This window comes from Zoogloea sp. (assembly GCF_041914405.1).
In the GTDB taxonomy this organism is placed as follows: Bacteria; Pseudomonadota; Gammaproteobacteria; order Burkholderiales; family Rhodocyclaceae; genus Zoogloea.
Genome location: NZ_JAYSDK010000011.1, coordinates 1 through 20,430 on the forward strand (window position 1 = coordinate 1; position 20,430 = coordinate 20,430).

The window sequence follows — 20,430 nt, forward strand, 5'->3', positions numbered from 1 at the left end:
CCAGCAGGTCCGTGCCGATGTTGCCCGGGCCGATCAGGGCGCATTTGATTTTCTTCATGGCGAATCCTTGTTGGGGCTTGGGGTGCAGGACGCGCGGCGAGGCAGGGGAGGGAGGCGGGCCAGAGGCCCGGGGGTTGGGAGCCAACCCCGCCGCGCGGCTGCAAGCGGAAAATCAGCGGAAGCGGACCGAGCAGCAGCCCAGCCCGTCGATGTTCAACGTGAAATGGTCGCCGGCATGCACCGGAACCAGCGGCGCCAGCGCGCCGGACAGGATCAGTTCGCCCTTGTGGAAGGGGATGCCGAAGCGGCCCAGGGTGTTGGCCAGCCACGCGACGGCCTCGGCGGGGTGACCCTGGACAGCTGCGCCGGTGCCGCTGCCGGCCGGCTCGCCGTTGCGCTGCATCTCCATGCGTACCGCCGCTAGGTCGAGGCTGCGCGGATCGGTACGGCGCTGACCGACGACGAACACGCCGCAGGACGCGTTGTCCGCGACGGTGTCCTGGATGCGGATCTTCCAGTCGTGGATGCGGCTGTCGACGATTTCGAAGCAGGGCGCCACCCAGGCCGTGGCGGCGAGCACGTCGTCACGGGTGATGCCCGGTCCGTGCAGATCGTCCTTCAGCATGAAGGCGATCTCGCCTTCGGCGCGGGGTTGGATCAGCCCTGCGAGGGCGATGTCGATGTCGGCACCGTCCGGGTAGTGCATCGCATCGGTGAGGAAGCCGAAATCGGGCTGATGCACGTTCAGCATGTCCTGCACCGGTTTGCTGGTGACGCCGATCTTCTTGCCGATCAGCTTTTCGCCCGCTGCCTGCCGCAAGCGCAGCAGGTGAAGGGAGATGCGATAGGCGTCGTCGATACTGATGTCGGGGTGGCTGTCGGTTAGGGGGGCGATGGTGCGCCGCTCGCGGAGGGCCGCATGCAGGGCGTCGCCGAGACTGGCGATCAGGCTGTCGTTCATGGCGGGGCTCCGTGGCTTAACCGGGCCAGACGCTGGATTCGGCGCCGCCATCCACCTCTATGACCTTGCCCGTCACCCACGCGGAGGCGGGCGAGGCGAGATAGAGCGCGGCGGCGGCAATGTCCTCGGGCTGGCCGAGGCATTGAAGCGGGGTGTTGCGGATCATGCCGTCGCGCATCTCGGCAGGCAGGGCGCGGTCCAGCGCGGCGGTGAGGATGGGGCCGGGGGCAATGGCATTGACGCGCACTTGCGGGGCGAAGTCCTGCGCCAACAGGCGCGTCAGCTGGGTCAGCGCGGCCTTGGCGGAGCCGTAGGCACTGAAGTGGGGCTGGGCGTAGCGGGCAGCGCCGGAGGTGATGTTCACGATGTTGCCGCTGCCGGCCTCGCGCATGTGGGGCACGCACAGCTGCGTCAGCGCGTAGGCGGAGCTGACGTTGAAGCGCAGCACTTCCTCGAATCGCGCCGCCGACATCTTCAGCGGATCGTTGGGGCCCGCGCCGCCGGCGTTATTGACCAGGTGGGTCAGACGGCCGAAGGCTTCGATGGTGGCGCTGACAGCTGCGCCCCGCTGGTCGGCGTCGTTCACGTCGCAACTGATCGCCAGCGCCCGGCGGCCGAGTGCGCGCACTTCCTCGGCGACGGCCTCCACGTCGGCCAGGGTGCGGGCGGCGCAGACGACGTCAGCGCCGGCTTCGGCGTAGGCCAGGGCGATGGCGCGACCGATGCCGCGGCCGGCGCCGGTCACCAGCGCGACCTGGTTGGAGAGGGAAAAGCGTTCAAGCAGGGGCATGCGAGTTCCTTGAAGGGGCAGAGGTGTCCGTCGGCGCGGGATCAGGCTGCGGCGGCCGGTAGGTTCGTCGGTGCCCACAGGTCGGGCAGGCCGGGGTCGGTATTGGCGATCAGGTGCTTGAGCAGCATCTTCAGGGCCATGATCTCGCCAGCCCCGAGCTTGTCGGCGAGGTCCTCTTCCAGCGCCTTGGCGTGGGCGATGTGGCGCAGGGATGCTTCACGCCCATCGGCGGTGAGGACGTAACGGGCCTTGCCAGCGTGGAATTCGCGGGCGATGAAGCGCTGCCCCTCTAGCGCCTTGAGTTGTGCCTCGGTGGCCAGCATGCCGGTGTAGCCGATGATGCTGTTGAGTTCGTCCAGGCTCAGGCGATCACGGACGGCTAGGGTGGACAGGATGAAGAAGGTCGGTTCGTCGAGGGCCTGGCTGGCCAGCATCTGGCGTACCGAATTCAGCATCTGGTAGTGGGCGCGGCCCAGCAGATAGCCCAGCAGGTCTTCCGTATAGCTGCATTCGGGCGGCGGGTTGGCGCCGAGTCGCACTTCCTGGCGTGGCTTGCGCGCGGCAATGGCGTACTGGCCGGCCTGGAAAACCAGCGGCGGATGTTCACAGCGGTCGTAAGCCAGCACCTCGCCGACGAAGATCAGGTGGTCGCCGCCTTCATAGCTGAAGGCCGTGCGGCACTGGAAGCGGGCCGTGCAGGCCGGGATCAGTGGTGCGTCGGAGATTCCCTCGTCCAATACGATGTCGGCGAACTTGTCGGCCCCTTGGGATGCGAAGCGGCCGGACAAGGCCTCCTGGTCGGCGGACAGCACGTGCACGTTCCAGTGCCGGCTGCTTTCAAAGACTGGCCGGCTGCGGGCGGATTTCGCCAGGCTCCACAGCACCAGTGGCGGGTTGAGCGAGACGGAGTTGAAACTGTTGGCCGTGATGCCGATCGCCGTGCCGTCTTCGGCGCGGGCGGTAATGATCGTGACCCCGGTCGTGAAGGTGCCGAGAGCGGCGCGGAAAGCCTGGGGGTCAAAGCTCGCTTGGGTCATGGGAAGCCTCCCTGGGGCGTTGGTTTGTGAGGCGAGTATCGACACGGCCTCTCTGTGCAACATCGTCCCAACGGACTAACGGCGGGCTTGGTGCGGCAGTACCCGAAGGGCCTCATCCAATCGGACGATGGGCGGCGCGGCAGGGCTTGCTAGTGTGCGCATCACTCCGGGCTTCCCATGTATGCAACGCCATGTTCGAGAAGATCACCATTGCCCAGCGCCTGTGGCTGTGGGCCCTGCTGTCGACTGCGCTATTCCTGGCCGCCGTGGCCTTCGGCTGGTATGGCCTGTTCGAGGCCCGCGAGGCCTTGCGTGTCGTCCATGAGGAGCGGCTTGCGGCGTTGGGGCGTTTCGAAACCATCCAGCAGAAGCTGCAGGCCAACCGGCGTCTGGTGCTGCTGGCCTTCCAGCTCGATCCTGAAGGCGGTTTCGCCCGCGCCCACAGCCGCCCCTTGAGCCATTACCTGGACGAGATCGAACGCAACAACGGGCAGATCGATGCGTTGTGGAAGCAATACGCGGAGAAGCCACACGGCAGCGAAGAGGCCCGTCTCGAGAAGACTTACGTTGAAGCCTACCGGCGCTGGCGCAGCGAACTCGACGAAGTGCTGGCACCGCTGCGTCTCGAGAGCTTCCGCCTGAACAACATGACCGCCTTCGTGCAGGGCGGCGAGCCCGCCGGCGAGGCGGCCGCTGTTGCACTGGGCGCGCTCCACGACTACCAGGCGGCCGTAACCGCCCAGGACTACAAGGCGGCTGGCGAACGCTACGATGCGACGGTACTGGCCTACATCACGTTGGCCGTTATCGGTGCGCTGGCCGGCTCACTGATGGCCTTCGGTACCCTGCGCCGGATGCGCACCGCCTTCGGTGTGGCGTCCGGCGTGGCGCGGGCGATTGCCGACGGTGATCTGGCCCGGCCTGTTCCCGTCATGGGCAAGGACGAATTCGGCGTGCTGCTCACCGACGTCGGGCAGATGCGCGACAACCTGCATCGCCTGGTGGATGAAATGCGCTGCCAGGTGGAGCAGCTGGGCGTCGAGGCGCAGCAGATGGCCGGTACGGCGACCGATGCGTCAGCCCATGCCACGGCGCAGGCCGAGGCGGTGAGCAGCATCTCGGTTGCGGCGGCCCAGCTGGCCCGCTCCATCGAACAGGTCGAAGCCCACGCCGACGCATCCCTGCGCATGAGCCGGGAGTCCTTTGGACGCTCGGAGGAGAGCGAGCGCTACATCCAGCGCATGGCCGAGGAAATGGGCGGCGTCGCCCAGGTGGTGACGCAGACCGCCAGCCATGTGCGCGAACTCGACAACCTGTCCGACCAGATCAGCGGTGTCGTGCGGGTGATCCTCGAAGTGGCCGACCAGACCAATCTGCTGGCCCTCAATGCGGCCATCGAAGCAGCCCGCGCCGGTGAGCAGGGGCGCGGTTTCGCGGTGGTGGCGGACGAAGTGCGCAAGCTGGCCGAGCGTACGTCCTCGTCCACCGCCGAGATCTCGGCGACGATCGCCGACATCCAGCGGCGCACCCGCAGCGTGTGCGCGACGATGGAGTCCGCCGTCGAGCGGGTGCGCAGCGGCGCGGAGCTGGCGGCCCAGGCCGGCGAGTCGGTGGTCGGCATCCGCGCCGGCAGCGGCCAGGTGATTGCCGCGGTGGATGGTATCGGCGATGTGCTCAAGGAGCAGGCCGCCGCCACCCGCGAGATCGTCCGCCGCGTGCAGAGCGTTTCCGACGGCACCACGGCCCTGTCCACCAGTGCAGCGCGGAGCGCAGAATCGGCGGCGGGCCTGGACCGGCTGGCCCGGACGCTGGAACGTCTTTCCGCCCGTTTCCGCCTGGCTTGAGTTTTCTTCCGAGCAATTCCTGACAGCCCGATCGTTCGCGGCCGCTCCACCAACCCTGAGGTGAATCGAAGACCATGAGCACTCCCAACAGCACTCCGGCGCTTGCCGACATCCTGTCCGCCCAGCAGGCGGCCTTCACGGCCTCCGGTACCGTCGTGGCGGACACGCGCCGTCGCCGCCTGCAGACGGCCATCGACCTGCTGGTGAAGTACCACAAGCCGCTGGCGGCGGCGATGGACGCCGATTTCGGCGGCCGCCATCCGGGCTTCTCCTTGATGAACGATGTGCTCGGTTCGCTGGCGTCCCTCAAGCATGCCCGCGATCACTTCGAGCCGTGGATGGCGCCGGACAAGCGGGCACCCTTTGCGCCCTATGACCAACTTGGTGCGGAAGCCTGGGTGATGGTCCAGCCCAAGGGCTCGGTGGGCATCATCGGCACCTGGAACGCACCGCTGTTTACCTTGTTTGCGCCGCTGGCCTATGTACTCGCGGCGGGCAACCGGGCCATCCTGAAGCCGTCCGAGGTCGTGCCCCGCACGGCAGCGCTGGTGGCGGAAGCGGTTACCGACATGTTCGATCCGCTCGAAGTGGGTGTCGTGACCGGCGGCCCGGACGTGGGCGCCGCCTTTGCGGCGCAGCCCTTCGATCATCTGGTATTTACCGGCAGCACGGCGGTCGGCAAGGCCGTGATGCGGGCCGCCGCCGACAACCTGGCGCCGGTGACGCTGGAGCTTGGCGGCAAGTCGCCGACGATCATCGGCCGCAGCGCCGACCTGGCGACCGCCGCTTTCCGCATCGCGGCGGGCAAGGGGGCGAACGGCGGCCAGCTGTGCGTCAATCCGGACGTGATCTACGTGGCACGCGAGCAACTGGAATCCTTCGTCGCCAGCCTGAAGACGGCCTTCGCTGGCTTGTTCCCGACGGCGGCCGGCAATCCGGACCTGACGGCGGTCGTCAATGAGCGCCACCTGACCCGTATCGACGGCTATGTGGCGCAGGCCGCCGCCGCGGGCGCCCGTGTCGAGACCTGTCCCGATGGGGTGATCTCCGGCGACGGCGAGCGCCGTCGCCCGCTGCGCATCGTTATCGACCCGCCGGCGGATTCGGCGATCATGCGCGAGGAGATCTTCGGGCCGGCGGTCGTCGTGCTCAGCTACGACGACATCGACGCGGTGATTGCCGACATCAACGGGCGCAGCCGTCCGCTGGCCCTGTATTACTTTGGCGAGGATGCAGCCGAACAGCAGAAGGTGTTGACGCACACCCTGTCCGGCGGGGTGAGCATCAACGAGGTGATGTTCCACGCGGCCATGCACGACGCGCCCTTTGGCGGTGTCGGCGCCTCTGGCATGGGGCGCTACCACGGCCGCGAAGGCTTCCTCGAATTCAGCCACCTGCGCACCGTGTTCAAGGCGCCTGCCTACGATCCGCGCCGGGAGTGGGGCATGCTGCCGCCCTACGGCGAACACTTCCTGGCGGCGATGGAAGCGCAGGTCACGCCGTGAGTGCCTTCGCCATTCCCACCGATGAGCAGCGCGCGCTGCGGGAAACCGCGATGGCCTTTCTGGCCGGGCATGCCAATGCGCGCAGCGGCCGCGATGGCGACGCTGCCTTGTGGCAGACCATGGCCGAACTGGGCTGGCCGGCTGTGCTGGTGCCAGAGGAATTCGGCGGCCTGGGCCTCGGCGTCGCGGAAGCTGTCGTCTTGCTGGAGGAAATGGGGCGCAGCCTGACGCGCTCGCCGTTCTTCTCCACGGTAGCGCTGGCTCAGCCGTTGTTGCTGCACGCAGCCACTGAAGAGGCCTGCCAGCGCTGGCTGCCGGGGCTGGCGGAAGGTTCGGCGACGGCGACGGTCATTGCGGCCGACGGCCTGGCGCCGGCGTTTCGCCCTGACGAGCTGGCGATCCGTGCCTGCCGCCGCGGTGACCGCTGGGAACTGCAGGGCTGTGCGGAGCAGGTTCTTGATGGCGACGGCGCCGACATGGCCTTCGTCGTCGCCGAGCTGGAGGACGGCGCCTGCGGGCTGTTCCATGTTCCCGCTGACACACCGGGTCTGCAGCGCAGCGCGCTGGAAAGCTGGGATTCGACCCGCCCGCAAGGCCGTTGGGTTTTCGATGGGGTGCAGCTCCCGCTGGAGGCGCGTATCGACCGCCCGGCTGGCTTTGTAGCCGGCGTTGCCCATGCCCTGCAACTCGCCGCGCTGATGCTGGCGGCGGAGCAGGTCGGCGGCGCGGCCCGTTGCCTGGAGCTGACCGTCGCCTACACCGGCGAGCGGCGCCAGTTCGGGCGGGCGATCTCCGGCTTTCAGGCCGTCAAGCATCGCTGCGCGCAGATGATGGTGAAGCTGGAGACGGCCCGCTCGGCGCTGCAGGGCGCATTGGCGACGCTGGAACTCGATGAACAGGCCGTGGCAAGCGAGATCGCCGTGGCGCGGGTGCTGGCCACCGAGGCTTACCGCTTCTGCGCGGCTGAGGCCATCCAACTGCACGGCGGCGTAGGTTTTACCTGGGAATACGATCCCCAACTGCATTTCAAGCGCGCCCAATGGGCTTCCCACTGGTTCGGCGACGCAGACGCGTGGCGCGACGCGGTAGCCGACTGTGTGCTGGGTCGCGTGACGGAGAGACATCAATGAACAAGACGATGCCCGACGAACAGCAATTCCGGGCCGACGTGGCCGACTGGATGGAAAGCCATCTGTGTGGACGCTTCGCGCCGCTGCGCCACCGCGGTGGCCCGGGAGACGAGATGGCCTATCCCGAACTGCGCCGCGAGTGGGAGGCCGAGATGGCCGCCGGCGGCTGGATCGGTCTCGGCTGGCCGGAGACCCACGGCGGCCGCGATCTGCCGCTGGCGCTGCAGGTGGCCTTTCATGAGGAATACGCCCGCGCCGGTGGCCCCGGCCGCATGGGGCACATCGGCGAGACGCTACTGGCGCCGACCCTGATCGCCCATGGCACGCCGGAGCAGCAGGCGCGCTTCCTGCCCGGCATCCGCACCGGGCGGGTGTTCTGGTGCCAGGGTTACTCCGAGCCGGGCGCCGGCTCCGACCTGGCCGCCATCTCCACCCGTTGTTGGCTGGAGGACGGTGAATGGCGGCTGCGCGGCCAGAAGTTGTGGACCTCGCTGGCCCACGAATCCGAGTGGATCTTCGTGCTGGCCCGCAGCACGCCCGGCAGCGGCGGGCGGGAAGGGCTGAGCTTCCTGCTGGTGCCCCTCGACCAGCCCGGCGTGGAGATTTGCCCGATCCGCCAGATGACCGGCGAAGCGGAGTTCAACGAAGTGTTCTTCGACGACGCCCGCACGGCCGCCGACTGCATTGTCGGCAAGCCTGGCGACGGCTGGCGCATCGCGATGGCGCTGCTCGGCTTCGAGCGCGGCTTGTCCACGCTGGGCCAGCAGATGCACTTCGCCCATGAGCTGCATTTGCTGGTGGAGGCGGCCCGTAGCTGCGGCGCCGACCGGGACGTGGGGGTGCGCCGGCGTATCGCCGATGCGTGGATCGGCCTGCGGGCACTCCGCGCCAATGCACTACGCATCTTCGCGCGCGGCGAGAACGCCACCGGACCCGAAGCGCTGGTCTACAAGTACGCTTGGTCGAACTGGCACCGGGATCTGGGCCAGTTGGCGATGGACGTGATGGGCGTCGCGGGGGATGTGCCGGCCAACGAAGACCCGTGGCGAAGGCTGCAGCAGGTGTTCTTCTTCTCCCGCGCCGATACGATCTACGCCGGGACCAACGAGATCCAGCTCAACATTATCGCCGAGCGCGGGCTGGGGATGCCCAAGGGCTGAACGGAGCGGGCTTCGCCCGGCTTGACCTCAAAGCCCACTTGCCGCCAGCCGTGTCGTAAGCGGCTGGCGGCGTTTCCATTTCAGCGCTGGGCGGCCGAGCCTCCGGCCTGACGGCCGAAGAAGGTCGAATCGCCGAGGGACAGGCCGGAGCTGTAGCCCTCACCCCAGCGCGGCAGGCCACAGGCGGTACGCCCTGCGGCGAACAGGCCGGCGATCGGGCGGCCGTCCGCGTCGAGCACCTCGCCCCCCGGCAAGGTGTGGAGGCCGCCGAGGGTGAAGGCATGGGCTTCCAGATCCTCGCTGCAATAGCTGAGAGCGGCAAAGGGCGGTACGCTCAGCGGCCGCAGCCACGGCGCGGCCTTGTGGAAGTAGGGGTCCTGTCCCTCGGCGGCGCGCACGTTGAATTCTTCAACTGTGTGTTGCAATGCGCCGGCGGGAATGCCCAGCTCCTGCTCGATCTCCGCCCACGTCTCGCCGACCGCGGCGATTTCGACGTTGGGCTTGATGACCGGCCGGCCGAAGATTTCGTTGTCCACCAGCAGCCAGGCGCGGCCACCCGGCTGACGCAGCACGTAGTGGCCGACACGGCCATGGTAGGCGTCCTCGTTGATGAAGCGCTCGCCGCGTTCATTGACGAAGATCCCCTTCACCAGTGACTCGGGCGGGAAGAAGGGCACCGTCGCAAAGAACTGATCCATGTGGATCGCCGTTGCGCCGACCGCCATGCCCATGCGGATGCCCGAGCCGTCGTCGTTGCCACCGCTCACTTCCTTCACGCAGGCCAGCGCCGCCGGGGCGAAGCGGGCCACCATGTCCCGATTGACGATGAAGCCGCCCGCCGACAGCACCACGCCCTTCAGGGCGCGGACGAAGCGCACTTCGCCGTCGATGCGCGCCACCACGCCGGCCACGCCACCGTCGCGATCCACCACCAGCGTCAGCCCACGGGCGTTGTAGTGGATGTCGGCACCGGCGGCCGCGGCCTGGGCGCACAGGTGTTCCATCAGCACCTTGCCGCCGCCCCAGCCCTTGAACTGCACCGTATGCCCGCGTGGCGCGGGCTTGGCGGTGGCGCTGAAGGGCCAGGCCAGCTCGTTGCCGGACCACAGCAGGGTGTCGTCGGTGGTGGGCTCGATCCACTTGCCGGGCAGGTAGCTGCCCTTGAAGGGCACGCCGAGTTCCTGCAGCCAGCGGAAGTGGGCCTCGGCGCCTTCCGCATAGACGCGCACGCGCTCGCCGTCGGCGCCCGGGCCGCCGCTCAGCGTCAGGTAGGCGGCCAGGTCCTCGGTGCTGTCCTCGAAGCCGTTGGCGCGCTGGATGGAGGTGCCGCCGCTGCCGCCCACATACACTTCGCCGCCCGACAGCGCGGCACTGCCGCCACCGGCTGAGGCGACTTCCAGCACGCACACACGGGCGCCGGCCCGGCGGGCCTCGATGGCGGCACAGCTGCCGGCGGCGCCAAAGCCGACGACGAGCACGTCGGTCTCGATGTTCCAGGCCGGGACGTCCTCGACGCGGCAGGGACGGGAAGGGGTGTAGGTAGCGTTCTGCATGGGGCTTTGCTCTCCGTTCTGATGGGCAGGGTTTTCTCCAGCGTGATCGTGGCGGCAGCGCGGGAGGCGCCGCATCGCCCGATTGAACGATGGCGTTCGCCCGCCGGGGGATGCCCGGTTCGGCCTAGTCCGCCTTGACGATGGCCGGCCGCCGGGCAAGCGGGAACATCCGCTGCGGCCAACCATTTCCGAGGACCCCAGCGTGAGTGCACAAGAACAGAACCAGACCGCCTTCGATGTCATCGTCGTCGGCTCCGGCGCCGGCGCGATGACGTCCGCCGTGATCGCCGCCGACCACGGCCTGTCGGTGCTGGTGGTGGAGAAGAGCGACAAGTTCGGCGGCACGTCCGCCATTTCTGGCGGCGGCATCTGGATTCCCAACAACCCGCACTTCAAGCGCATCGGCGGCAAGGACAGCTACGACAAGGCGCTGCAGTACGTGCGTGCCGCGACGGCCGGCCGGGTGGACGAGAGCCGCCTGCGGGCCTACCTCGACAACGCGCCGAAGATGATCACCCACCTGGAGACCAAGGGCCGCCTGCGCTATGCGGTGGCCGACAAGTATCCCGATTACTACCAGCACCTCCCGGGTGCCTTGCCCGGCGGGCGCACGCTGGACCCGGAACTCTTCGACACCAGCCTACTCGGCGACGAGCTGCGCCATCTGCGCACGCCGTCGCCGTCCACGCTGCTGATGGGACGCATCGCATGGACGGCCCGCGATGCCCACAAGGCGATGGCCAAGGAGCGCGGCTGGCGTCTGAAAGTGATGGGGCTGATGCTGCGTTACCAGCTGGACTTGCGCTGGCGGCGCAAGACCCGCAACGACCGCCGTGCCGCCCTAGGCAGCGCGCTGGTCTGCGCGCTGCGCCGCACCCTGATGGATCGCCAGGTGCCCCTGTGGCTGAACACCGACTTTCAGGACCTGATCCGTGACGGCGAACGGGTGACGGGCATCCGGGTGAAGCGTGAAGGGCGTGAGCTGCATCTGCGGGCGCGCCGTGGCGTGATCCTCGGCGCCGGTGGCTTCGAGCAGAACCAGGCCTTGCGCGACAAGTACCTGCCCAAACCGACCCGCACCGGCTGGAGCGCAACGCCGCCCGGCAACAATACCGGCGCGGCGCTGGAGGCCGGGTTGGCAGCCGGTGCGGCCACCGACCTGCTCAACTGGTCCTGGTGGGCGCCGACCATCGCCGTGCCGAAGGAAGAGAAGCCCCGCGGCGTGTTTGCCGAGCGTGCCTTCCCGGGCGCCATCGTCGTCAATGGCCTGGGCCGGCGCTTCGTCAACGAGGCCACGCCTTACCTGGAGTTTGTGGACGCGATGTACCGCGACAACGGGGCCAGCGGCGGCAAGTCGATCCCGGCATGGGTGATCTTCGACGCCCACTTCCGTTTCCACTACGCGATGGGCCCGCTGATGCCGGCCCAGGTGATGCCGGACGGCCGTCTGCGCAAGGAATGGCTCAACACCGTGTACTGGAAGGCCGACACGCTGGCCGACCTGGCGCGCCAGATCGGCGTCGATGCGGCTGGTCTGGAAACCACTGCGCGGACCATGAATGAATACGCCCGGACCGGCGTGGACAAGGATTTTGCCCGCGGCGGCAACGTCTTTGACCGCTACTACGGCGACGTGAACGTGAAGCCCAACCCGTGCCTCGCGCCAATTGCCAAGGGGCCGTTCTACGCGATGCGGCTGGATGCCGGTGATATCGGCACCAAGGGGGGCCTGCTCACCAACGAGCATGCCCAGGTCGTCCGTCCAGATGGCTCGCCGATCAGCGGCCTGTACGCCATCGGTAACACCTCCGCGTCGGTGATGGGCACCAGCTACCCCGGCGCCGGCGCGACCCTCGGCCCGGCGATGACCTTCGGCTACATCGCCGCCAATCACATCGCCTCGGGCAACTGAACGCGCAACCAATAAGAAACGACCCAAAAAGGAGACGCAGCATGGCAGGACGTGTGCAGGACAAGGTGGCGCTGGTCACCGGCGGGGCGAGCGGCGTGGGGCAGGCCACCGCGCGGCTGCTGGCCGCCGAGGGCGCCCGCGTGGTGATCACCGACATCAACGAGGCCGCCGGCCGTGCTCTGGCCGACGAACTGGGGCCTGAGGCCTTGTTCCTGCGCCAGGATGCCGCTTCCGAGGCCGACTGGCGCACTGTTGAGGAGACGGTGAGGGAACGCTTCGGCGGCCTCAACGTGCTGGTGAACAACGCCGGCATCCTCATCAAGGGCAGTATCGAGGAAGCCAGCCTGGACGACTGGCAGCGCCTGATGCGTGTGAACGCGGACAGCGTCTTCCTCGGCTGCAAGGCCGGTGTCGCGCTGATGAAGGCACGCGGCGGCGGCTCCATCGTCAACATGTCGTCGATTGCCGGCATCGCCGGCAAGGACGACTACGCGGCCTATTGCGGCTCCAAGGGTGCCATCGCCGCGCTGACCCGTGCCGTCGCCGCCCATTGCCGGCGCAGCAAGTACCGCATCCGCTGCAATTCGGTGCACCCGGACGGCATCCTGACCCCGATGAGCACCGCGGCCTATCCGCCGGGCATCGACCCGGCACGGCTGACCATCGACGTCGACCCGATGTTCCGGGCCTGCCTGCCGGAAGACGTGGGCAACGCCATCGTGTTCCTCGCGTCCGACGAGTCCCGCGCGGTCAATGGCATCGAGCTGCGCGTGGACAGCGGCCAGTTCGTGATGAGCATCTGACCCGTCCGTAACCCTGGAACCTATTTCGCCATGCCAGCCTCCATGCCCGACCTGCCGATCCCGGCCATTGCGCCGACCATTCCTGCATTGCTGTTTTCCGCAGCCCGTCACCACGCGTCCCGTATCGCCATCGAGGAGAACGGTCAGCGCATCACCTACGCCGAGCTGCCCGACCGGGCGTTGGTGGTGGCGCGGGCGTTGATGGCCTGCGGTGTAGAGCCAGGTGACAAGGTGGCGATCTGGGCACCGAACTGCAGCGAGTGGGTGCTGGCGGCCCTCGGCGTGCATTGCGCCGGCGCCGTGCTGGTGCCGATCAATACCCGCATGAAGGGCCAGGAGGCCGCCGACATTCTGGCCCGCAGCTACGCGCGGGTGCTGGTTTGCATCGGCGAATTCCTCGGTGCCGACTATCCGGCCATGCTGGCACCGCACCGTCCGCCAACGCTGGAACGGGTCGTGGTGCTTGGTGACGGGCATCCGATCGGGGAAGGCACGCAGGCTTGGGTGGATTTCCTGGCCGGCGGCGCCCAGGTGGCCGGGTCGCTCGCCCGCGCCCGGGCCGAGGCAGTGGACATGCGGGACACCGCCGACCTGATGTTCACCTCCGGTACCACCGGCAAGCCGAAGGGTGTCATGCACGCCCACGGGCCGACCTTGCGGGCCTTCGCCGAGTACGTGCGGATCATCGGCCTGCGGCCCGGCGACCGCTACCTGATCGTCAATCCCTTCTTTCACACCTTCGGCTACAAGGCCGGCTGGGTGACCTGCCTGATCGCCGGGGCGACCATCCTGCCGCACCCGGTGTTCGACGCGGAAGCGGTGTTCCAGCGCATCGAGGCTGATCGGGTGACCGTGCTGCCCGGTCCGCCGACCCTCTACCTGTCGATGCTGGCCCATCCGCGGCTGGCCGAGGCGAACCTGTCCAGCCTGCGCATCGCTGTCACCGGCGCCGCGACCATTCCGCCGGTGCTCGTCGAGCGCATGCGCAGCGAGCTGGGCTTCGAGGTGGTGACCACCGCCTACGGCCTCACCGAATGCGGCGGGCTGGCGACGATCTGCGACCCGGACGATGACGCTGCGACCATCGCCGGCACCAGCGGCAAAGCCATCCCCGGCACCGAGTTGCGTATCGTCGACAGCCATAACCAGCCCTTGCCGGCGGGCGAGGCGGGTGAAATCTGCCTGCGCGGCTTCCACGTGATGCAGGGCTACTTCGAGAATCCCGAAGCCACCGCCGAGACCATCGATGCCGACGGCTGGTTGCACACCGGCGACATCGGCACGCTGGACGCACGCGGCTACCTCCGTATCACCGACCGCCTGAAGGACATGTTCATCGTCGGCGGCTTCAACTGCTACCCGGCCGAGATCGAAGCTGCGCTGACGGAGCACCCGGCCATCGCCCAGGTGGCGGTGATCGGGGTGCCGGACGAGCGAATGGGGGAGGTGGGCTGCGCCTGCGTCGTGCTACGCGCTGGCGCTGCGCTGGACGCGGCCGGCCTCATCGCCTGGTCGCGCAACCGCATGGCCAACTACAAGGTGCCGCGCCTGGTGCGCTTCTTCGATGCGCTGCCGGTGAATGCGTCCAACAAGGTCGCCAAGAACGAGTTGCGCAGCTGCGTCGCGGCCTGAGCGGATTCCCATCCTGCCCCGATCCGATTCCTACGCGAAAGGCCCACCATGGCTGACGACATGCTTTTCGAGCCGTTCCGGCTCGGTCCGATCACGCTGCGCAACCGCGTCATTCGCGCCGGTGCCAACGAAGGCATGGTCGTCGAAGGGGCGCCGAGCCGGGCTCTGGTCAAGCACCACCGGGATCTCGCCGCCGGTGGTGTCGGCCTGACGACCGTGGCCTACGGTGCGGTCAGCGACGTGGGGCGCACGCTGCCGAACCAGGTCTGGCTGCGTCCCGAGATCCTGCCAGACCTGCGTGCGCTGGCCGACGCTGTGCACCGGGAAGGCGGCGCGATTTCCTACCAGCTGACCCACGGCGGCTCCTTTGTCACGTCGCGCCGCGTGGATGGCCCGACGATGAGCGCCTCCAGTGGCTTCAACAAGGCCGGCTTCCTGCGTGGCAACTTCTGGCATCGGGCGATGAACCGGGCCGACATGGAGCAGGTGGCGCGGGAGTTCGTGGATGCGGCCCTGCTGTGCCGGGACGCGGGTTTCGACGCGGTCGAGCTGCACATGGGCCATGGTTACTTGCTCAACCAGTTCATCTCGCCCTTGTCGAACCGCCGTACCGATGTTTTCGGCGGCAACGCCGTGAATCGCGTGCGCTTCCCGGCCGCCGTGCTGGCGCGGGTCAAGGATGCGGTTGGCAGCCGCATGGCGGTGCTCGCCAAGATCAACGTGGCTGACGGGGTACCCGGCGGGGCGACGGTGGAGGACGGCATCGTTACCGCCCAGGCGCTGGAAGCGGCTGGCGCCGACCTGCTGGTGCTGTCGGGTGGGCGCAACGTCGAGTCTGGCTGGTTCATGTTCGGCAGCAACTTTGCGATGGACGAGATGGAGAAGGTGCTCAAGGGCAGCTGGATCACCGGCCTGATGCTCAAGGCCGCCCAGGCCCGGGCGCCGCGGGTGGACTTCCGCGAGATGTACTTCCTCGACTATTCGCGACGGATCCGCGCCGCGGTGAAGGTGCCGCTCGGCTACCTGGGCGGCGTCAGCAGCCCGCACAACGCGCGCCAAGCCGTGGCCGAGGGCTTCGACGCGGTGGTCATGGCGCGCCCGCTGATCCACGATCCAGCGCTGGTCGCCAAATGGCGGAATGGCGCGCAGGACACGTCGGGCTGCACCCACTGCAACCGCTGCGTGCCCTACATCTATCACCCAGCGGGAACCTGGTGCGTGATGAACCCGCCCAACGATCCGGCACTCAATCGCATCCGGGCGTCTGCCTGAAAACCCGCTCGAATCCATGTTCGGGGCTGTGCTCTCCGGCTCCGCCCGAAATGTTCTCCCACCGCGGGGCTTGCGTGTCGGAGGTGGAAATACTTCACTGTCTGCAGGGAGCGGATGACTTAGAGTATGAATCAATAATAATCATAAAAATGAAAAAATCGATACTCAGAGCCATTCATGGCTGGTGTAACCCTGAGCTGGGTGCCAGGACGGGGCAGGATTGCGTTGCTCCTGTTGGTCGTTACCCTGCTTACCTGTGTCTCCTGGATCGCGGCATCGGTTGTAACCGACCGCATGATGGATGTGGCCTACCGGCAGCAACTCCAGTTGGCCCAGCAACAACTCGACAGCCTGGACGGAAGCATCGAGGACGCGCTGTCATCCCTGGCGGGTATCCCTGCCGTGCTGGGGCGGGCGGATTTCATCGGCGCCGAGCTCGTGCGCCAAGCGCGCCACATGGAAGAGGCGACCCTGCCCCTGGTAGAGCGCAAGCAGCGCTGGGAGCGTGACCCTGCCTTGCAGCAGGTCGGTAGGCGCCTTGATTTCGCTGCGACAAGGTTGAAAGCAGACGCGCTATGGGTGCTGAATGCGCGGGGCGATTGCGTGGCATCCAGCAATTTCGACAAGCCGCTGAGCTTCGTGGGGCCCAACTATTCGGACCGCGCGTATTTCCGTGACGCGATGGACGGCCGCCAGGGCCGCCAGTATGTGGTTGGCAAGTTGAGCCGGGTTCCGGGCCTGTATTTTTCTTCGCCCGTCATCGTGGGCGACAGGATCGTCGGGGTGATTGCCGCCAAGCGGGATCTCACACGCCTCGATGGATGGACACGTTACATCGATGCGTTCATCACCGACGCCTATGGCGTCGTGGTGCTGGCGCGCAACAAATCCCTGGAATTCCGTACGCTACCAGGCGTTGATCTGTCGGCAATGCCCGAACGGGAACGGCAGGACGTCTACTCTCGAAGCGTCTTCAAGCCGCTCGCTCTCACGCGTTTCGACGCTAAGACCTACCCGCATCTGATGCTGCTGGATGGCGAGCGGAGCATCCCGTACCTGTTCCTCAGTGCGAAGGAAGCGAGCAGCGGATTTACCGTTCATTTGTTGCAGCCGGTGCCCGAACTGCGGCGGCTGGAGACCCAGCGGGAATCCCTCTTTGCGTTGCTGGCGGTGTCGGCCAATCTGCTGGTGGTGACGGGGATTTTCATAGCGCTGTATTTCTCGTCCCTGAAGAGGGCGCGCCAGGAAACCTTGCGCGTCAATCAGGAGCTGGAAGGGCTGGTGGTGCAACGGACCTCCGAACTCAGGCAGGCAAAGGAGATGGCAGAAGCGGCCAATGAGGCGAAGAGCCGTTTCATTGCCAATATGAGCCATGAAATCCGCACGCCGATGAATGCCATCATCGGCCTGTCCGGCATCCTGAGGCGGCGCTATGAGAACGATGAGGCGGCCGACAAACTCGGCAAGATCGAGGCGGCCGGCAAGCATTTGCTGTGCATAGTTAATGACATACTGGATATCTCCAAGATCGAAGCCGGCCAACTGGTGCTGGCCGAGGAGCGTTTCGACATTCGCTTGCTGGCGCCCTCGGTTATCGCCATGCAGGCCGATCTGGCGCATAGCAAGAACATTCACATCGAGGTCGTTTCGGACCCGCTGCCAGAGGTCGTCCTTGGCGACCGCACGCGTCTGGTGCAGGCCCTGTTGAACCTCGTCAGTAACGCGGTGAAGTTCACCGCGACGGGCTCGGTGACGGTAAGGGTCCTGCGGGAAGAGGAAGACGCGACGCGGATAAGGCTACGTTTCGAGGTCAGCGATACGGGCATCGGCATCGCTCCAGACAAATTGTCGACGCTGTTCAGTCCCTTCAGCCAGGCCGACAATTCCATATCCCGACGATATGGCGGTACCGGCCTCGGGCTCGCCATCACCAAGCGCCTGGCGCAGTTGATGGACGGCGATGCGGGGGCCGAGAGCCAGCCCGGTGTGGGCAGTATGTTCTGGTTCACCGCAAGCCTTGCCAAGCCCATGGAGGATTGCCCGGAGCCGAAGCAGGAGGTGCCGGAGAACGCTGCAGACTGTCTGCGCCACAGGTTTGCCGGCAGTCGAGTGCTGCTGGTCGAGGACGAGCCGGTCAATCAGCTCGTCGCCGAGGAAAATCTGCGGGACTTCGGCTTGGCCGTGGATATTGCTCCGGATGGCGTCGAGGCGCTGGAGATGCTGGTGCGGGCTGCGCCCGATACCTATGCGTTGATCCTGATGGATATGCAGATGCCGCGCATGGATGGCCTTACGGCCACCCGGGCGCTCCGGCAGCTGCCGGCATTCCAGCACATTCCGGTGGTTGCGATGACCGCCAATGCCTTCATGGAAGACCGGCAGCGTTGTTTTGACGTAGGGATGAACGACTTCCTGGCCAAACCCGTCGATCCGGCGCAGATGAGTGGAGTCCTGCTTCAGTGGTTAGGCCATGGCCTTCGACAGAAAACAGCGGTTGGGTCATGAATGTTCCTCGTGAGGGTGAGGCGTTCAACGCCCCTCGAAACGGGGTGGGCGTTTTTCGATGAAGGCCTGCATGCCTTCCTTCTGATCCTGGGACGCGAAGAGCAGGGCATTGGCGCGCCGCTCTAGGGCCAGCGCGGTGTCGAGGGAGGCGTCCACGCCGGCCAGGATCACCTCCTTGATCTGCTCGGCGGCCAGCGGCGGCATCGCGGCGATGCGCCGGGCGAGGGCGAGGGCGGTGTTGTGCACTTCGGCGTCCGGCACCACGTCGCTGACGAGGCCAGCCACCCAGGCTTCCTGAGCGCTGATCGGCTCGCCGGTCAGCGCCATACGCATTGCCTTGACCTTGCCGACCGCCCGTACCAGGCGCTGGGTGCCGCCGATGCCGGGCATGATGCCGATGCGGATCTCCGGTTGGCAGAAGCGTGCCCCTTCGCCGGCCACGATCAGGTCGGCCAGCATCGCCAGCTCGCAGCCGCCGCCATAGGCATAACCGCACACCGCGGCGATCACCGGCTTGGGGCAGTGCTGGATCGGCGCCCATACCCGCTCGGTGTGGCGGCGCAGGATATCGATGGCGCCGACGCCGGCCATGCTCTTGATGTCGCCGCCTGCTGCAAAGACCGTGTCGCCGCCGGTGAGCACGATGCAGCGCACGCTGTCGTCGTCGGCCAGTTCGGCAAAGTGGCGGGCGAGGAGCGCCTGGAGCTCCAGGCTGAGGGCGTTGGTGGCATTCGGACGGTTGAGGCGCAGCACGGCGACGCCGTCTTCGGGACGTTCGAGGAGGACCGGCGGCGCGGCGGTGAGGTCTGCGCTGGATGCGTGGAACATGGGATTTCCTTTGGGGACAGTCGTTAGGTTCATGCTGCCGCGGCAGCCAGGCTGCGCTGCTGGCGGAAACGCGGAATGGCCTTCAGCAGGCACAGCACCGTCACGCCGTAGAGACTGGCGATCGCCGCCAGCGCGTAACGCAGCGCGTCGGCGCCGAGGCCCGGCGTCAGCAGGTCGCTGAGGCCACCGGCGAGGATCGGGCCGAGACCGACGCCGAGCAGCGTCATCGACATCACGAACAGGGACGTGGCCTGGGCCAGGCGCTGGGGCGGAAAGAGGTGGCTCATGGCGCCGAAGCAGGGCACCGACCACCAGGTCGCCGTGAAGCTGAAGGCCAGGTAGGACAGGAAAGCCTGCGGCACCGGCAGGCTGCCGACGTGAAAGGCGGTGCCCGCCGGCCACAGGTAGAAAGCCACGCCCAGCGGCACGCTGAGGCTGCAGGCAATGGCCGCGACGCCGAGCTGCCAGCCCCGGTCGCGCTTGACGAGGCGGTCGGTCACGGCACCGCAGGTGAGGGTGCCGATGGTGGACATCAGCCCGCCGCCGAGGCCGACCAGCAGGCCGGCCTGTTTCACGTCGAGGCCGTGGCTACGGATCAGGAAGCTGGGGTTCCAGGTGCCCATCGCGTAGCCGGTGACGGCTGCTGCCGTGCCCGCGGCAATCACCCACAGGAAGGACGGCGTGCGTAGCAGCGCGGCGAGGGTGGTGGTCCACGCCTCGGCGTCGTCGACGTGGCGTCGAGCGGTCGGGCGGGGTGCCCGCACCGTCAGTGCCAGCAGGGCGCCAAGTAGCACGCCTGGCGCGCCGATGGCGATGAAGGCGATGCGCCAGCCGTAGGTCTGTGCGATCCAGCCGCCAAGACCAAGGCCGATCACCGCGCCCAGGCTGGGGCCCATCATGAACACCGCCAGCGCCGTGGAGCGACGCCGTTCCGGATACAGCTCCGACACCATCGCCACCGACGGAGCCGTGCCGCCGGCTTCGCCCACCGCCACGCCGATGCGGCACAGGAGCAGCAACGCGAAGCTGGTGGCCAGCCCGCACAGCATGGTGGTGGCGCTCCACGCTATGCAGGCCAGCGCCACCACCGGCTTGCGGCCGATACGGTCGGACAGGCGGCCGAGGGGAAAGCCGAACAGCGTGTAGAAGATAGCGAAGGCGACGCCGGACAAGAGCCCGATCTGGGTGTCCGAGATGGCGAACTCAGCCTTGATCGGCTCGACGAGGATCGAGATGACCAACCGGTCGATGTAGTTGAACACATAGATGGTGGCGAGCACCGCCAGCGCGTAGTGGGTGCGCCAAGTGACGGGCGGGTGGGGGAGGTCTGGCTTCAAGGCTGCGCTCCGACAGGAAGAGTGCCCATGCTGTGGCGCGGGCCGTCGGCCGGCATCGTCCGTTCAGACCAGCTGCCGGCCTAGTCTCCTCGGACGATGTTGGGGCATGGCCCGGCGGGGAATGATCGGTGCCGTCAGGGCGCTGCGGCCATTTTGCCGGG

15 protein-coding genes are annotated in these 20,430 nt (G+C 67.3%); 9 read left to right on the top strand and 6 right to left on the bottom strand.

The annotated features are described in order from the left end of the window. Window positions 1-172 precede the first annotated feature (172 nt). Genes ACE3RX_RS08640 through ACE3RX_RS08650 form a run of 3 tightly spaced genes read right to left on the bottom strand, consistent with a single transcriptional unit; the run spans window position 173 to window position 2,788 of the window. Window positions 173-961: a fumarylacetoacetate hydrolase family protein gene (locus ACE3RX_RS08640; protein ID WP_374482373.1), complete on the bottom strand. Its 789-nt coding sequence runs from the start codon at window positions 959-961 to the stop codon at window positions 173-175. Window positions 962-977: 16 nt separating this feature from the next. Further along, window positions 978-1,751: a glucose 1-dehydrogenase gene (locus ACE3RX_RS08645; RefSeq protein WP_374482375.1), complete on the bottom strand. Its 774-nt coding sequence runs from the start codon at window positions 1,749-1,751 to the stop codon at window positions 978-980. A 41-nt stretch (window positions 1,752-1,792) separates the two neighbouring features. After that, window positions 1,793-2,788, bottom strand: a complete 996-nt coding sequence (locus tag ACE3RX_RS08650; RefSeq protein WP_374482377.1) for a flavin reductase — start codon at window positions 2,786-2,788, stop codon at window positions 1,793-1,795. A gap of 191 nt (window positions 2,789-2,979) precedes the next feature. Between ACE3RX_RS08650 and ACE3RX_RS08655 the strand changes: the two genes are divergently transcribed. From ACE3RX_RS08655 to ACE3RX_RS08670, 4 genes are all read left to right on the top strand, one after another. Further along, window positions 2,980-4,632, top strand: coding sequence for a methyl-accepting chemotaxis protein (locus ACE3RX_RS08655; RefSeq protein WP_374482379.1), 1,653 nt, complete (start codon window positions 2,980-2,982; stop codon window positions 4,630-4,632). Between the two features lie 74 nt (window positions 4,633-4,706). Beyond that, window positions 4,707-6,137, top strand: coding sequence for a coniferyl aldehyde dehydrogenase (locus tag ACE3RX_RS08660; protein WP_374482381.1), 1,431 nt, complete (start codon window positions 4,707-4,709; stop codon window positions 6,135-6,137). Further along, window positions 6,134-7,267 carry an acyl-CoA dehydrogenase family protein gene (locus tag ACE3RX_RS08665; protein ID WP_374482383.1) on the top strand — a complete coding sequence of 378 codons (1,134 nt, stop codon included), beginning with the start codon at window positions 6,134-6,136 and terminating at the stop codon, window positions 7,265-7,267. Before ACE3RX_RS08660 ends, ACE3RX_RS08665 begins: the two co-directional genes overlap by 4 nt. Continuing rightward, complete coding sequence (locus tag ACE3RX_RS08670) at window positions 7,264-8,427, top strand: acyl-CoA dehydrogenase family protein (RefSeq protein WP_374482385.1); 1,164 nt, start codon at window positions 7,264-7,266, stop codon at window positions 8,425-8,427. The genes ACE3RX_RS08665 and ACE3RX_RS08670 overlap by 4 nt, the downstream gene beginning before the upstream one ends. Window positions 8,428-8,507: 80 nt before the next feature. Here the strand turns inward: ACE3RX_RS08670 and ACE3RX_RS08675 are convergent, their stop codons facing one another. After that, window positions 8,508-9,980 (bottom strand): FAD-dependent oxidoreductase, encoded by a 1,473-nt coding sequence (locus tag ACE3RX_RS08675; RefSeq protein WP_374482387.1) that lies wholly within the window; start codon window positions 9,978-9,980, stop codon window positions 8,508-8,510. Window positions 9,981-10,182: 202 nt separating this feature from the next. Here ACE3RX_RS08675 and ACE3RX_RS08680 point away from each other — a divergent pair, with 202 nt between their 5' ends. From ACE3RX_RS08680 to ACE3RX_RS08700, 5 genes are all read left to right on the top strand, one after another. Next, window positions 10,183-11,892, top strand: coding sequence for an FAD-binding protein (locus ACE3RX_RS08680; RefSeq protein WP_374482389.1), 1,710 nt, complete (start codon window positions 10,183-10,185; stop codon window positions 11,890-11,892). Between the two features lie 41 nt (window positions 11,893-11,933). Further along, a complete protein-coding gene (locus ACE3RX_RS08685; RefSeq protein WP_374482391.1) occupies window positions 11,934-12,695 on the top strand; it encodes a glucose 1-dehydrogenase in 762 nt (253 codons plus the stop codon). A gap of 30 nt (window positions 12,696-12,725) precedes the next feature. Next, complete coding sequence (locus ACE3RX_RS08690; protein ID WP_374482393.1) at window positions 12,726-14,327, top strand: FadD3 family acyl-CoA ligase; 1,602 nt, start codon at window positions 12,726-12,728, stop codon at window positions 14,325-14,327. A gap of 48 nt (window positions 14,328-14,375) precedes the next feature. After that, entirely contained in the window at window positions 14,376-15,599 is a 1,224-nt protein-coding gene (locus tag ACE3RX_RS08695; RefSeq protein WP_374482395.1) for an NADH:flavin oxidoreductase, read from the top strand. Window positions 15,600-15,776: 177 nt separating this feature from the next. After that, window positions 15,777-18,104 carry an ATP-binding protein gene (locus ACE3RX_RS08700; protein ID WP_374482397.1) on the top strand — a complete coding sequence of 776 codons (2,328 nt, stop codon included), beginning with the start codon at window positions 15,777-15,779 and terminating at the stop codon, window positions 18,102-18,104. Window positions 18,105-18,128: 24 nt separating this feature from the next. On the opposite strand, the gene ACE3RX_RS08705 is transcribed toward ACE3RX_RS08700, so the two are convergent. Together ACE3RX_RS08705 and ACE3RX_RS08710 are read right to left on the bottom strand one after the other, a co-directional pair. Further along, complete coding sequence (locus ACE3RX_RS08705; protein WP_374482399.1) at window positions 18,129-18,932, bottom strand: enoyl-CoA hydratase; 804 nt, start codon at window positions 18,930-18,932, stop codon at window positions 18,129-18,131. A gap of 29 nt (window positions 18,933-18,961) precedes the next feature. Further along, window positions 18,962-20,269: a spinster family MFS transporter gene (locus ACE3RX_RS08710; RefSeq protein ID WP_374482401.1), complete on the bottom strand. Its 1,308-nt coding sequence runs from the start codon at window positions 20,267-20,269 to the stop codon at window positions 18,962-18,964. Window positions 20,270-20,430 lie beyond the last annotated feature (161 nt).

Bases quoted from the DNA above. Each gene is read 5' to 3' on its own strand.
- ACE3RX_RS08640 (WP_374482373.1), bottom strand. From the start codon at position 961: ATGAACGACAGCCTGATCGCCAGTCTCGGCGACGCCCTGCATGCGGCC.
- ACE3RX_RS08645 (WP_374482375.1), bottom strand. From the start codon at position 1,751: ATGCCCCTGCTTGAACGCTTTTCCCTCTCCAACCAGGTCGCGCTGGTG.
- ACE3RX_RS08650 (WP_374482377.1), bottom strand. From the start codon at position 2,788: ATGACCCAAGCGAGCTTTGACCCCCAGGCTTTCCGCGCCGCTCTCGGC.
- ACE3RX_RS08655 (WP_374482379.1), top strand. From the start codon at position 2,980: ATGTTCGAGAAGATCACCATTGCCCAGCGCCTGTGGCTGTGGGCCCTG.
- ACE3RX_RS08660 (WP_374482381.1), top strand. From the start codon at position 4,707: ATGAGCACTCCCAACAGCACTCCGGCGCTTGCCGACATCCTGTCCGCC.
- ACE3RX_RS08670 (WP_374482385.1), top strand. From the start codon at position 7,264: ATGAACAAGACGATGCCCGACGAACAGCAATTCCGGGCCGACGTGGCC.
- ACE3RX_RS08675 (WP_374482387.1), bottom strand. From the start codon at position 9,980: ATGCAGAACGCTACCTACACCCCTTCCCGTCCCTGCCGCGTCGAGGAC.
- ACE3RX_RS08685 (WP_374482391.1), top strand. From the start codon at position 11,934: ATGGCAGGACGTGTGCAGGACAAGGTGGCGCTGGTCACCGGCGGGGCG.
- ACE3RX_RS08690 (WP_374482393.1), top strand. From the start codon at position 12,726: ATGCCAGCCTCCATGCCCGACCTGCCGATCCCGGCCATTGCGCCGACC.
- ACE3RX_RS08695 (WP_374482395.1), top strand. From the start codon at position 14,376: ATGGCTGACGACATGCTTTTCGAGCCGTTCCGGCTCGGTCCGATCACG.
- ACE3RX_RS08700 (WP_374482397.1), top strand. From the start codon at position 15,777: ATGGCTGGTGTAACCCTGAGCTGGGTGCCAGGACGGGGCAGGATTGCG.
- ACE3RX_RS08705 (WP_374482399.1), bottom strand. From the start codon at position 18,932: ATGTTCCACGCATCCAGCGCAGACCTCACCGCCGCGCCGCCGGTCCTC.